Here is a 12,324-nt window from a genome sequence, read left to right as displayed (position 1 = left end):
ACCCCGATGGCGAACCACCGGGGTGTGAGTACAGCATGCCTGATGTGGAGGGCCTTCAGGCGGGCTGCTTGTCGGCCTTGAGAACACCGCGGCGCATCTGGTCGAGTTCGATCGACTCGAACAGCGCCTTGAAGTTGCCCTCGCCAAAACCTTGGTTGCCCTTGCGCTGGATGAACTCGAAGAAGATCGGGCCGAGCTGGTTCTCGGAGAAGATCTGCAGCAGCAGGTCGCCCGGCGCGCCATCGATCAGGATCTTGCGCGTCTTCAGTTCCGCCACGTTTTCGCCATGGCCGGGGATACGCTTGTCGACCAGTTCGTAATACGTGTCGATGGTGTCCAGCAGCTTGATGCCCTGTCCGCGCAGTGCGTCCACCGTCTTGAACAGGTCGGTCGAACCCAGTGCGATGTGCTGGATGCCCTCGCCGTGGTACATGTCCAGGTACTCCTGGATCTGGCCGGCCTTCTCCGTCCCTTCCTCGTTGATGGGGATGCGGATGTTGCCGCACGGGCTCGTCATCGCCTTGCTCTTCACGCCCGTGACCTGGCCTTCGATGTCGAAGTAGCGCACTTCACGGAAGTTGAAGAAGCGTTCGTAAAACTCGGCCCATTCCTTCATGCGGCCACGGTAGACGTTGTGCGTCAGGTGATCGATGTAGGTCAGGCCGTGCCCGGTGGGGTTCGGGTTGGCGCCCGCGATGGGCACGAAATCGACGTCGTAGATGCTGATGTTGCCGATGTCGCCGGGCTTGGCGCCGTTCTTGCCGGTCCAGCGGTCCACCAGGTAGATCAGCGAATCGCCGATGCCCTTGATGGCCGGAATGTTCAGCTCCATCGGGCCGCTGTGGGTGTCGAAGCCCCATGCGCCCAGTTCCAGCGCGCGCTTGTAGGCGAACGCGGCGTCCTGCACGCGAAACGCGATCGCGCAGATCGACGGGCCGTGCAGGCGCGCAAAGCGCTGCGCGAACGAATCCGGCTCGGCGTTGATGATGAAGTTGATCTCGCCCTGGCGATACAGCGTCACGTTCTTGTGACGGTGCTTCGCGATGGCGGTAAAGCCCATGTTCTCGAACAGCTTGCCCATGGCAACGGGGTCCGGCGCGGCGTATTCAATGAATTCGAAACCGGCGGTGCCCATCGGGTTTTCCCAAGGCGTGAATTGCATGGTGAGTCTCCTGTGGGGGCGCGCTCTGGAGCGCTCAGGTCTTTGACGATCCTCGCAGTGTAGGAGTGTCCCTCCAAGCAAAAATTGCGAAGTTGTGCCCACCTTGCTAAATTTGCGCAAGAAAATTGCCGAATTAATTGGTGCGGAGCAACAAAAATGAATAAAGTGGAACTCGACAAGATCGACCGCAAGATCCTGGAAGTCCTGCAGAACAACGGCCGCCTCACCAACCTCGAAGTCGCCGAGCGGGTGAATCTGTCGCCCAGCCCGTGTTTGCGACGCATTCGCCGCCTGGAAGAGTCCGGCGTGATCCGCCAATACGCCGCGCTGCTCGACCCGACCAAGATCGGGCTGGGGCTGTCGGCCTACATCAACGTGCGGCTGGAAAAGCAGGGCGGTGCGCCCAAAGGGAAAGGCCCGTCCGACAATTTTCGCGCGGCTGTGGCGACGTGGCCCGAGGTGGTGACGTGCTACGCCATGACCGGCGAGATGGATTACCTGCTCAAGGTGTTCGTGGAAGACATGGAGCACTTTGCGCGCTTCATCCGCGACCAGCTGCTCGCGCACCCGGCGGTCATCGATGTGAAGAGCAGCTTTGCGCTGGAGCGGATCAAGGACACGACAGCGCTGCCGGTGGTGGTCTGAGGCAACGTCGGGCAGGCATCGGCCACTGCCTCACGGCTGGGCCGACCGATCTTCTTGCGGGTTGACGCATGCTTTGCGCCCGGGTGCCGGGTGCCGGGTGCCGGGTGCCGGGTCCGCGTGCGCGTTGCTGTCTGGGGGTGCCAATGCGTCGGCGCCTTGTTGCCGGCGGGCTTCAGACCCCTCGCGCGCGGCATCAAGCATGTCGGCCGGTACGCGACTATCCGCCGCGATGCGCCGCGCATCGTCGTCGCGGGCCATGCCGCCGAGCGGCAGGCTCATCCATGATCGCGGCAGCCTCCGCATCAGGCCGGCAACAGGGCGGGCTGGCGATTGCCGAAGCGCGGGACTGCGGTCGCGGTGGCGTCGGTCAGCTTGAAAACGCTGACCACGCTCACCAGCCGGCTGGACTGTTCGCGCATCGACTCGGCTGCCGCCGCCGCTTCTTCAACCAGCGCCGCGTTCTGCTGTGTGACCTCGTCCATCTGCGAGATGGCCCGGTGGATCTGATCGATGCCGCTGGCCTGCTCGTCTGTCGCGCCCATGATTTCCGTCACGATGCTTGTCACGCGGTGGATGCTGGTGACGACATCCTGCATGGTCGCGCCCGCCTGCACGACGAGTGCGTTTCCGGCGTCTACATGGTTGGCGGAGTCGTTGATGAGCAGCTTGATCTCCTTGGCGGCGGCTGCCGAGCGCTGCGCCAGCCCCCGCACCTCGCTGGCGACCACGGCAAAGCCACGGCCCTGCTCGCCGGCGCGTGCCGCCTCGACTGCCGCATTGAGCGCGAGGATGTTGGTCTGGAACGCAATGCTGTCGATGACGCCGATGATCTCGCTCACCTTGCGCGCCGACGCGCTGATCGCGCCCATGGTGTCGACCACGCGGGCCACGACCGTGCCGCCTTGCGCCGCAACGTCTGCCGCCACGGTAGCGAGCTGATTCGCCTGGCGTGCGTGGTCGGCGTTCTGCTTGACGGTGGCGTTGAGTTCTTCCATCGACGCCGCGCACTCCTCGAGGGCAGACGCCTGCTCCTGCGTGCGGGTGGAAAGATCGAAATTGCCGGTGGCAATCTGCTCCGACGCGGTGGCCAGCGTGTCGGTGCTGGTATGGACCTGCTCGGCAATGGCGGCGAGGCTGTCGCGCATGCGTTTCATTGCGTGCATCAGGCTGGCGTCGTTGTCGTTGCGGGTGTGAATGGCCACGGCCAGGTTGCCGCCCGCGATCTGGCCCGCGATGTCGGCCACCGTGCCCGGCTCTCCGCCGAGTTTGCGGATCAGGCCCCGTGTAATCAGCAGGCTGGCTGTCAGGCTGACCAGCAGCGCGACGCCGCTGAGCGCCAGCAGCCAGTTGCGGGAGTCGATATAGCTGGCCTTGGCGCGGGCGGTGTTTTCGTCGTTGAGCTTCTCTTCGAAGGCCTGCAGTTTGGCGAGCTGATCCCACCAGGCGCGCTGCACCGGACGGAATTCGAAGCGAAGTACCCGATAGGCGTCGTCCTTGCGGCCGCCCGCAATCAGCGCCTTGACGCGCGACACGAACGGCGCCGCCAGTTCGGCCTGGTGCCGGGCCTGGGCGAACAGGGTTTTCTCATCCGCCGTGGTGCCGGGCAACGTATCGAACATCCGGCCGAGCTTGTCTGCCGCTTCGCTGTATAAGCGCTCCTGGGTTTCGATACGCTTCAGCTCGATCCGGATTTCATCATTTTCGGTAAGCAGCATGATGTTCCGATAGGCGAGGGCGCGCTCGGTCACGCTGCTATACATTTTGGCGGCCAGCTTGGCTTCGACCGCGTTGATTTCCGTGGTTTCCTCCATGAGCTTCCGAAAATCGGACATGCGCTGCAGGCTGAACACCATCAGAAGCGCAAGCAGGCCCATCGTCAGGCCAAATCCCCACGCCAGTTGAGTAGCCACTTTCATTTGCGAAAACCGCATGATCATCCCCGTCTTAATCGATAACGACTGCTCTAACGAACGGTCTGGCGGGAGCTTGAGTGGTTTAAATCAAATTCTTGAAAATAAGGATTGGCGGGTCGCGAGAAAATCAAAAAATGGCATGACGGATAAATAGAATATTTTTAGCTGATCTTCGTGCAATGAAATGGCTTGCATTAAATTGCGCGAAATGGAAATGCGCGGTGCCAAAGAAAAACGCCCGGTCAAGGCCGGGCGTTTCATCTGTGGGGTGCGGTCAGACCGTGCGCTTGAGCGGCACCAGCGAGCGCCAGAAGCGCTGGCCGAAACGGCGTGCATTGCGCAGGTTGCGCTTGAGCATGTAGTCGAGATCGGCCACTTGTTCGTCAATGGCTTCCGTCAGCAGACTCATCGTATCGGCGGGCGGCAGCTCCAGGTAGGCATCCGCTTCACCATAGGCGTATTGCACCCGCATGCCAGCCTTCTTGGCGATATGCATCATGGCCGCGTTGCGCGACAGGCAATGCATGTAAAGCGTGCGCACCTTGGTGTTGCGTCCATGGATGGCAGCGCGTTGGAACAGCGCACTGCCGACGCCCTTGCCGCGTGCCGATTCCGACACTGACACGCCAAACTCCGCCACGCGGCCCTGCGGGTTATCGCGCAGGTAGGCGAGGTGGCCCACACCGACCAGTTCCAGGCGGTCGTCGTAGACACCAAAGACCTTGTCGTGGTCGAAGTCGATGCTGTCGACGTAAGCCTCGATCACGTGATCGCCCACTACCTGGCCGAAACGCAGCAGGCGGTCTTCCTGACCCAGGGCAAGCAGATGCTTGAGCAGGCGCGACCGATGGTGCGCGGCAAGCTCGCGCACCAGCACGGTGGAGCGCGGTGCCCCATGTGCCGCTTCAGTCTTGTCGATGTCGCCCTGGGTGACGACGCCGATGGCCTTGCTCAGTTCGAGCGGGTTCACGACAACGTTTCCTGTGATGATCGCGCCCTCCCTCGTGGGCGCGGTAGTGTTCGGACGCAGGCGCGGATGGCGTCTGCGGAGCACGCGACCGGGTACATGTCGCATGTTGTGCAATGCACAATGCCATTGTAGTGCAATCAGGGATTTCCCGTAAGGCTGGCGTCAGTCTGCTGCCAGGTTTTCTCGATAAGTCATTGATTTATCGCAGTGGTAAGGGCTGTCAGGGTTTGTGGTGCGTCAACAACGACGGTTATTGCAACGCGCAAAAAAGAGACGTTTCAACCGCTTGCGCGGTCCGGATGGCGCGTACGCCACCCGACGGTCCTTCGCGCGGCATCTACCATGCCGCTGCACATTAGCCGTGCGAAGATGCGCGTTCAAGCCGTCCCGCCTCCCGATTTACCATGACCCCACCGCGAATTCTTGTGATCTATGCGCATCCTGCGCCACGCCGTTCGCGCGTCAACAAGCCGCTGGCCGATGCGTTGGCCAGTCTGCCGGGCGTCGCGATCCATGATCTTTACCGGCGGTACCCGGATTTCGACATCGACGCGCGCACTGAACAGGCGGCGGTGGAAGCGGCGGAGCTGATCGTTTTCCAGTTTCCGGTGCAGTGGTACATGACACCGTCGCTGCTCAAGGAGTGGCTGGACGTGGTGCTGGAGATGGGCTGGGCTTATGGTCCCGGCGGCACGGCGCTGCGCGGCAAGCACCTCATGGTGCTGGCGACCACGGGCGGCCGTGCGCAGGCCTACAGTGAAGCAGGCATCCATGGCCACACGTTCGACACGTTCCTGCTCCCGCTTCAGCAGACCGCCGTGCTGTGCGGGATGCAGTGGCAGCCGCCGCACGTGCTGCACGACGCCGACGACGCGACGCCCGAAGTCATCAAAGCCCATATCGACGCGGTCCGTGCCGCGCTGCGGCCGTGGCTGCCCGCTGTTCAGGGTCGACCCGCCTGACACATTCCGAGTCTTTTGCCCATGCAATCGCACGACCTGCTCGTCAACTTTGTCATCTACCTGGCTGCGGCGGTGGCGGCAGTGCCGCTGGCGCGCCGGTTAGGGTTGGGCTCGGTGCTCGGCTACCTGCTGGCCGGGGTGATTGTCGGCCCCTGGGGGCTGCGGCTGATCACCAATGTGCAGTCGATCCTGGATTTCTCTGAATTCGGCGTCGTGCTGATGATGTTCGTGATCGGGCTCGAACTGGAGCCGGCGCGGCTGTGGTCGCTCCGCCGCAGCATCTTCGGCTACGGCGGGCTGCAGCTGGCGGTATGCGCCCTGGCCGTGGGGCTGGCGGTGATGGCGGTAGGCCACCCGTGGCGCGCGGCCGTCGTGGCGGGGATGGGGCTGGCGCTGTCGTCCACGGCGATTGCGCTGGCCACGCTCACCGAGCGCAATCTCATGCGCACCCCGGCCGGCACGGCCAGCTTCGGTATCCTGCTGTTCCAGGACATTGCTGCCATCCCGATGATCGCGTTGCTCCCGCTGCTGGCGCCCGATACCGGCGACAGCGCCGGCGGCCACCACTGGCTGGCGGCGGCCAAGGCGGTAGGGGTGGTCGCCGCTGTCATCTTTGGCGGGCGCACGCTGCTGCGGCCGGTGCTGCGCGCGATTGCGCGTACCAACATGCGCGAGATGTTCACCTCGTTCTCGCTGCTGCTGGTGGTGGGCATTGCGCTGCTCATGCAGAGCGTCGGCCTGTCGATGGCGCTGGGTGCCTTCATTGCCGGGGTGCTGCTGGCCGATTCCGAATACCGCCATGCGCTCGAGACCGATATCGAGCCGTTCAAGGGACTGCTGTTGGGGTTGTTCTTCCTGGCCGTCGGCATGTCGATCGACTTTGGCGTGCTGATGCGCCAGCCGCTGGCGGTCATCGGCCTCGTTGCGGTATTTCTGGGTGTGAAGATCGGCGCATTGCGCGTGCTGGCGACGCGCTTCGGCATCGCGCGCCGGCAGGCGTGGCTGTTTGCGTTCCTGCTTTCGCAGGGCGGTGAATTTGCCTTCGTGGTGTTCGGCCCCGGCGTGGCCGGCGACGTGCTCGGCGCCGAGATGGCGGCAACGCTGAACCTCGTGGTGGCGCTGTCGATGGCGGCCACGCCGCTCTTGCTGCTCCTGCACGACAAGGTGATCGTGCCGCGCCTGATCGACGGCGCGAAGCGCGCGCCCGACGCCATCGAGCCGCAGGACAACCAGGTCATCATCGCCGGATTCGGCCGCTTCGGGCAGATTGTCGGGCGCCTGCTCTACAGCCAGGGCTACAGTGCCACCGTGCTTGACCACGATCCCGATCAGATCGACATGCTGCGCCGCTTCGGCTTCAAGGTCTTTTATGGCGACGCCGCGCGCATGGATCTGCTCGAAACCGCCGGCGCCGACAAGGCTCGCATGATGGTGGTCGCCATCGACGACATGGAGACGAGCCTGGAGGTGGTCGACCGCGTACGCGAGCGTTTTCCGCACCTGAAGCTGTATGTGCGGGCGCGCAACGTGTCGCACGTCTACCAGTTGCGCGACCGCGGCGTGGAGGTGATCGAGCGCGAGATGTTCGAAGGCTCGCTCATGCTCGGCCGCCGCGTGCTGGAGGGGTTGGGCAAGGAGCCATACGAAGCGCATCGCATCGCGCAGACGTTCCGCCGCCACACGTTCAATTCGATGGACCAGGTCTATCCGGTCTACCGCGATCAAAAGAAACTGGTCTCACTCGCCCAGCAAGGCCGCGACGAACTGGCCGAGATGTTCCAACGCGACCGCGTGCAGCGCAAGCGCCTGCGCGAATCCGGCATGCCGTGGGGTGAGGGCGGGGAACGTGATGCCGGGGAAAACGCCCCCGCCGACGCCGAGACCGCCAACGAGGTCGACGGTGGTGAACCCGTCGCGCCGATCGACTGCCCGGCGCGTGCGGGCATTCGCCGCGAGGGGTGACGTTGCCGTCCGCGCCGGATCGATCTGAGGACCGGCCGCGAATCGACCCGACCAAGAAAAAGGAGCGCTCCGGGCGCCCCTTCTTTTGCGGTGCAGTTTGACGTGCGCGGATCGGCTCAGACCGCCACGCTCACGTTGCGGCGCAGCTCGCAGGTGGCGAGCGAATCCGCTTCGCCGCGCAGGAGCAATTGGCCGCTCCCGACCAGCTCGCGGCAGCGCCAGAAGACGAACCAGTCGCTGGCGAGCAGGCCGTCGATGGCGCCCATGATGCTGCCGACCACGTCGCGCGCGCTGGCCCAGTCGGTGGGCACGTGCTCGAGGATCACCTCGTCGACGGTGCCGTACGACACCGGCACCAGCGTGTTGCCCTTCCAGAGCCGCACGTCGGCGTTTTCACGCACCGTCTGCTGCCACTCATACGCCAGGCGGCCGATGCGCAGCACGGACACCGGCGCGATGGTCGAAAACCGCCGCGCCAGCCGCGCGCCCGAATACATGCCGATGGTCGTGAGCGGGCCCTGCCCGTTGGGCGTCTCGAGTTCGCGCACGTCCATGCCGACTTCGTTGATGCGCTGGGGTGACTGGTGCAGGTGAAATGCCACCCGGCGCAGCATGAGCTGGTCCGACGCGCTCTGACCGTGCCAGATCGCGACTTCGGTGGTGGCTTCGCGCAGGTCGGCCAGCGAGGCGAGCGCGTCCCGCATCTCGGCGGCGAAATCGATGTTGCTGTTGGGAGCCACACGCTGCCAGAAGCCCGAGCGCGCCATCGCCACGCTGTCGACGTCGGCCAGCGGCCCGACGGCGAGATCGTCGCGCAACACCACTACGGAATCGGGGCGGCCAGCCTGTGCGAGCGCCTGCTTGAGCGTGGCGCCGGCAACATCGCCGTTGACGACATGGATGTATTGCATGGCAGCAATTGTAGCGAGAGTGTCAGCGCTGCGCTTTCGTTTTGCGCAGGTCTATCAGTATTCCGTTGCGCTGGGTCATGGGGCCCATCCGAAGGGCGGATTCCATTGCCGGCACGGGCCCGGCGTGCATGCGAAAATCGCGGTTTTTGTTGCAGACCATAACGAAGAACTGGTGAGGAACCATCCATGAGAGCCCCGACGCTCGGGCAGCGCGTGCGCCCCGTCATGCTGCTGCTGGCTTTTGCCGGTCTGCTTGCCGCAGGACAGGCCGCCGCCGTGCCGCCAGCAGAAATCTACAAGCGCGCCCAACAGGAAAAGCCCGCTCTGATCGACACCATGAAGACACTGGTGTCCATCGAGTCCGGCAGCAAGGATATCGACGGCCTGGACAAGATTGCCGGTGTGATCGCCGACCGCCTGCGCATGCTCGGCGGTGACGTCAAGCTGATCGACCCGAGCGACCACGCCTACCGCATGGCCGATACGCCCGAGAAGATCGGCAAGATGGTGCTGGCGCGCTTCAGGGGCGAAGGCAAGCGCAACATCATGCTGATTGCCCACATGGATACGGTGTACCTCAAGGGCATGCTCGCGCAGCAGCCGTTCCGCATCGACGGCGACCGTGCCTACGGTCTCGGCATTGCCGACGACAAGAACGGCGTGGCGGTCATCCTGCACACCCTCTCGATCCTGCAGGCCGTGAATTTCCGGCAGTACGGCACGCTCACGGTGCTGATCAACGGCGATGAAGAGATCAGCTCGCCCGGCGCACGCGCCGTGCAGGCCAAGCTGGGCGCCGAGCAGGATGCCGTATTTTCATGCGAAGGCACACGCGTAACCGCCGACAAGCTGTCGCTGGCGACCAGCGGCATCGGAGCGATCCTGCTTGACGTGAAGGGCAAGGCCTCGCACGCGGGCGGTGCCCCGGAACATGGGCGCAACGCACTGTACGAGTTGTCGCACCAGGTGTTGCAGATGCGCGATCTGTCCAATCCGCAGACCGGCCTCAAGGTCAACTGGACCCTGGCCCAGGCTGGGACGAATCGCAATGTGATTCCGGCAATGGCGAGCGCGCAGGCCGATGTGCGCCTGCTGCGCGCGGCGGATGCCGACAAGCTGGAAGAGACCATCAACGAGCGCATCAAGAACAAGCTCATTCCCGACACGCTGGTCACGGCAAGGTTCGAGCGCCGCCGCCCGCCCCTGGAAGCCTCGGCGGCGTCGCGCGCGCTGGCCGAGCACGCCCAGAAGATCTACGGAGAACTCGGCAAGACGCTGGAGATTGACGACCGGGCCGAAGGTGGTGGCACCGATGCCGCGTTTGCTGCCGCGAAGACCAGGGCCCCAGTCATTGAGCGCTTCGGGCTGGCGAGCTTCGGCGCGCATTCGAACGATGCCGAATATGTGGACCTGAACTCGATCGTGCCTCGGCTGTATCTTCTGACGCGCATGGTGATGGACGTCTCGCGCGATCGCACCGGCGCGACCAGGTAGTCGCAGCGCCCGCTCTAAGACTCGCGGTCGTCAGGCTTCTATTCGCCAGGCGTGCCGGGTGTTGCGCTTGCCTTCCCTTGGTGCATCATCGCGACGGCGCCTGCGGCCCGCGGCGGGAAGGGGCCATCCCTGACCATTGAGCACGACGGAGTGCATGAAAAAGCCCCGCTGGCGCATCACCAGCGGGGCCTGAGTGGGCCAGAAGGCGGGATTTCGGAGGATGCCTGGAGACCGGCCCGCAAGAGGTTGCCGATGAGGGCATCAATTTGGTACGGGATAGCCGTACACCGTACCGCCGCCCTCACGTGAACGCCCGGCCGGGTCACTGCGCATGCCTTCGCTGTACGGATCGAAGCGGACGCTGCGCATGCCTTCTGTGTATGTGTCGAAGCGGCCGGCGCGGGCACCGTCGCTGTAGACATCAAACCGCTCGGCCCGTGCTGCCTGACCAAATACTTCCATGCGGCTGGCTTGCGCCCACGCGCCGCCCGCCGCCAAGGCGCCTGCCGCCAACAACGCGGCCATACCAATCTGCTTGAGTCGCATGGCGAACTCCTTCTTCAACTGATTTTCGATGCTGTTTTTCTAGGCGTGGTCTGTGTACGTCTTGCCACGGCCTGAAGGGTAGGTCACAGGCCGGGTTGTATCCACGGTGGTGCGACGAACGGTTTGTTGTGAGCGCCGAAATGATGCAAGTCAGCGTGAGCCGCGCCGGAAAGCCTGCGAACGGCGGGATGGGTGTTCCACCCTTTTGCCTAATCCGAAGCGCGTTCGAGGCTGCCAGGCCAGTCGTGGTGCACCACAGCAGCGCATGACCAGCCGGTAGGCCTTGCCGGAGGCCGTTTTGGTGCGTTGCATCAAGAGCGATGCGCGCTTACCACACTTCATCGAACGATTCCGTGAATTGCTTTGCCCGGCATAAGGCCTTTTGTTAAATTTGCGCGGCACTTCCGACACGGAAGTTAAGGAAACGGAGGAGCCCAACCTCATGCACACGGGGTCGGGCGGTTAGAGACAACTCATTTATTACGAGCCCACATGAAAAAGTCTGCCATTCTGGTTGCGGTTGGCGCCCTGTTCGCAGGTTCTGCCTACGCCCAATCGAGCGTGACGCTGTACGGTATTGTTGACGCCACGATTCACTACACCACGAACGCCAATGCCAACGGCAACAGCCTGCTGCAATTGGACAACGGTGCTGTGTCGAACAGCCGTTGGGGCCTGAAGGGTTCGGAAGATCTGGGCGGCGGCAACAAGGCGCTGTTCGTGCTGGAAAGCGGTTTCGATCCGGACACCGGCCGTGGCAATGGCGGTGCGTTGTTCAATCGTCAATCGTTCGTGGGCCTGTCCAACAGCAGCATGGGCACCGTCACGCTGGGCCGTCAGTACAACTTCGGCTTCACGATGGGCGGCAACTTCGACCCGCTGGGCGTTGGCAACTACCTGGAAAACTCGTGGGTGTACTACGGCGTGACGGGTCTGCGTACGTCGAACATGCTCAAGTACGAAGGCAAGTGGAACGGCCTGTACGTTGGCGCAGGCTACGGCTTCGGTGAAGTTGCCGGCAGCGCGGCATCCAACCGCTACATGGGCGGCGCAGTGTCGTACGAGTTTGGCCCGGCCATGATCGGTGCGTTCTACCAGCAGCAGCAAAATGCCGCTCAAGTGATCAGCGGCGTGGCCTTCCCGGGCGGCGACAAGCAGAAGGTCTGGGGCGTGGGCGGTAACTACACCATCGGACCGGCGAAGCTGTTCCTCGGCTATATCAACAGCAATGATGGCACCGGCTGCGTGAGCGGCAGCAATTGTGCGGGTGACCACAGCACCTTCGGCCTGAATCTGTACGGCATTGCGAGCGGTGCTGGTACGTTGCCGGGCGGCACCAAGCGCAAGGACCACATCGGTCTGGGCGGCGTGACGTATCAAGCGACCCCGGCGCTGGCTCTGACGGGCGCGTTCTACTACGACAGCATCAGCAACGCTGCGCTGACCTCGGGCAACGACGGCAAGCGCTACACGGGCGTGCTGCTGGCTGAGTACTCCCTGTCCAAGCGTACCCAACTGTACGGTACGGTCGCCTACGACAAGGTGAAGGACGCTGCTGCTCCGGAACTGCCGGGCGGTACTGCCAACGGCCAGAACGGCAAGACCAACCAAGTTGGCGTGGGTGTTGGTATCCGCCACATCTTCTAATCGACGCAGTCACACGATTGGGAAAGGAAAGGCGCCTTCGGGCGCCTTTTCTTTTGCCCGTTGGCGGACGGGGTTGCCTGGGCATCCGCCTACAATGTCCCCCTCTGCGTCT

Annotated in this window: 11 protein-coding genes; 5 read left to right on the top strand and 6 right to left on the bottom strand. The window is 63.6% G+C overall.

Going from position 1 to position 12,324, the window contains the following annotated elements; genetic code table 11:
- Positions 1–55: 55 nt before the first annotated feature.
- A complete protein-coding gene (gene hppD / locus R2N03_RS19125) occupies positions 56–1,162 on the bottom strand; it encodes a 4-hydroxyphenylpyruvate dioxygenase (RefSeq protein WP_316659428.1) in 1,107 nt (368 codons plus the stop codon).
- Positions 1,163–1,318: 156 nt separating this feature from the next.
- Here hppD and R2N03_RS19120 point away from each other — a divergent pair, with 156 nt between their 5' ends.
- Positions 1,319–1,807 (top strand): Lrp/AsnC family transcriptional regulator, encoded by a 489-nt coding sequence (locus R2N03_RS19120; protein ID WP_024977367.1) that lies wholly within the window; start codon positions 1,319–1,321, stop codon positions 1,805–1,807.
- Positions 1,808–1,837: 30 nt separating this feature from the next.
- Here the strand turns inward: R2N03_RS19120 and R2N03_RS19115 are convergent, their stop codons facing one another.
- From R2N03_RS19115 to R2N03_RS19105, 3 genes are all read right to left on the bottom strand, one after another.
- Positions 1,838–2,086 carry a hypothetical protein gene (locus tag R2N03_RS19115; protein WP_316659426.1) on the bottom strand — a complete coding sequence of 83 codons (249 nt, stop codon included), beginning with the start codon at positions 2,084–2,086 and terminating at the stop codon, positions 1,838–1,840.
- Positions 2,087–2,109: 23 nt separating this feature from the next.
- A complete protein-coding gene (locus R2N03_RS19110) occupies positions 2,110–3,738 on the bottom strand; it encodes a methyl-accepting chemotaxis protein (protein ID WP_316659425.1) in 1,629 nt (542 codons plus the stop codon).
- 256 nt (positions 3,739–3,994) lie between these two features.
- Entirely contained in the window at positions 3,995–4,690 is a 696-nt protein-coding gene (locus R2N03_RS19105) for a GNAT family N-acetyltransferase (protein ID WP_316659424.1), read from the bottom strand.
- A gap of 404 nt (positions 4,691–5,094) precedes the next feature.
- Between R2N03_RS19105 and kefF the strand changes: the two genes are divergently transcribed.
- Positions 5,095–5,652, top strand: coding sequence for a glutathione-regulated potassium-efflux system oxidoreductase KefF (gene kefF, locus R2N03_RS19100; RefSeq protein WP_316659423.1), 558 nt, complete (start codon positions 5,095–5,097; stop codon positions 5,650–5,652).
- A gap of 21 nt (positions 5,653–5,673) precedes the next feature.
- Positions 5,674–7,614: a glutathione-regulated potassium-efflux system protein KefC gene (gene kefC / locus R2N03_RS19095; RefSeq protein ID WP_316659422.1), complete on the top strand. Its 1,941-nt coding sequence runs from the start codon at positions 5,674–5,676 to the stop codon at positions 7,612–7,614.
- Positions 7,615–7,730: 116 nt separating this feature from the next.
- Here the strand turns inward: kefC and R2N03_RS19090 are convergent, their stop codons facing one another.
- The gene (locus R2N03_RS19090) at positions 7,731–8,525 is read right to left on the bottom strand and encodes a DUF1835 domain-containing protein (RefSeq protein ID WP_316659421.1); all 795 of its coding nucleotides are present in this window, start codon (positions 8,523–8,525) and stop codon (positions 7,731–7,733) included.
- Positions 8,526–8,711: 186 nt separating this feature from the next.
- Here R2N03_RS19090 and R2N03_RS19085 point away from each other — a divergent pair, with 186 nt between their 5' ends.
- On the top strand, positions 8,712–10,019 hold the full coding sequence (locus R2N03_RS19085) for a M20/M25/M40 family metallo-hydrolase (RefSeq protein WP_316659420.1): 1,308 nt from the start codon (positions 8,712–8,714) through the stop codon (positions 10,017–10,019).
- A 261-nt stretch (positions 10,020–10,280) separates the two neighbouring features.
- Here the strand turns inward: R2N03_RS19085 and R2N03_RS19080 are convergent, their stop codons facing one another.
- Entirely contained in the window at positions 10,281–10,565 is a 285-nt protein-coding gene (locus tag R2N03_RS19080; RefSeq protein WP_316659419.1) for a hypothetical protein, read from the bottom strand.
- Positions 10,566–11,057: 492 nt separating this feature from the next.
- On the opposite strand from R2N03_RS19080, the gene R2N03_RS19075 reads away from it, so the two are divergent.
- A complete protein-coding gene (locus R2N03_RS19075) occupies positions 11,058–12,212 on the top strand; it encodes a porin (RefSeq protein WP_316659418.1) in 1,155 nt (384 codons plus the stop codon).
- Positions 12,213–12,324: the final 112 nt, after the last annotated feature.

The organism is Ralstonia condita (assembly GCF_958405655.1).
GTDB classification, from domain to species: domain Bacteria; phylum Pseudomonadota; class Gammaproteobacteria; order Burkholderiales; family Burkholderiaceae; genus Ralstonia; species Ralstonia condita.
The sequence above is the reverse complement of the archived record's forward strand: the minus strand, read 5'-3'. Positions and strand labels throughout refer to the sequence as shown.

What these genes read in the sequence shown, in the direction of transcription:
- hppD (WP_316659428.1), bottom strand. Translation starts at nt 1,162, where the DNA reads ATGCAATTCACGCCTTGGGAAAACCCGATGGGCACCGCCGGTTTCGAA.
- R2N03_RS19120 (WP_024977367.1), top strand. Translation starts at nt 1,319, where the DNA reads ATGAATAAAGTGGAACTCGACAAGATCGACCGCAAGATCCTGGAAGTC.
- R2N03_RS19115 (WP_316659426.1), bottom strand. Translation starts at nt 2,086, where the DNA reads ATGAGCCTGCCGCTCGGCGGCATGGCCCGCGACGACGATGCGCGGCGC.
- R2N03_RS19110 (WP_316659425.1), bottom strand. Translation starts at nt 3,738, where the DNA reads ATGCGGTTTTCGCAAATGAAAGTGGCTACTCAACTGGCGTGGGGATTT.
- kefF (WP_316659423.1), top strand. Translation starts at nt 5,095, where the DNA reads ATGACCCCACCGCGAATTCTTGTGATCTATGCGCATCCTGCGCCACGC.
- kefC (WP_316659422.1), top strand. Translation starts at nt 5,674, where the DNA reads ATGCAATCGCACGACCTGCTCGTCAACTTTGTCATCTACCTGGCTGCG.
- R2N03_RS19090 (WP_316659421.1), bottom strand. Translation starts at nt 8,525, where the DNA reads ATGCAATACATCCATGTCGTCAACGGCGATGTTGCCGGCGCCACGCTC.
- R2N03_RS19085 (WP_316659420.1), top strand. Translation starts at nt 8,712, where the DNA reads ATGAGAGCCCCGACGCTCGGGCAGCGCGTGCGCCCCGTCATGCTGCTG.
- R2N03_RS19080 (WP_316659419.1), bottom strand. Translation starts at nt 10,565, where the DNA reads ATGCGACTCAAGCAGATTGGTATGGCCGCGTTGTTGGCGGCAGGCGCC.
- R2N03_RS19075 (WP_316659418.1), top strand. Translation starts at nt 11,058, where the DNA reads ATGAAAAAGTCTGCCATTCTGGTTGCGGTTGGCGCCCTGTTCGCAGGT.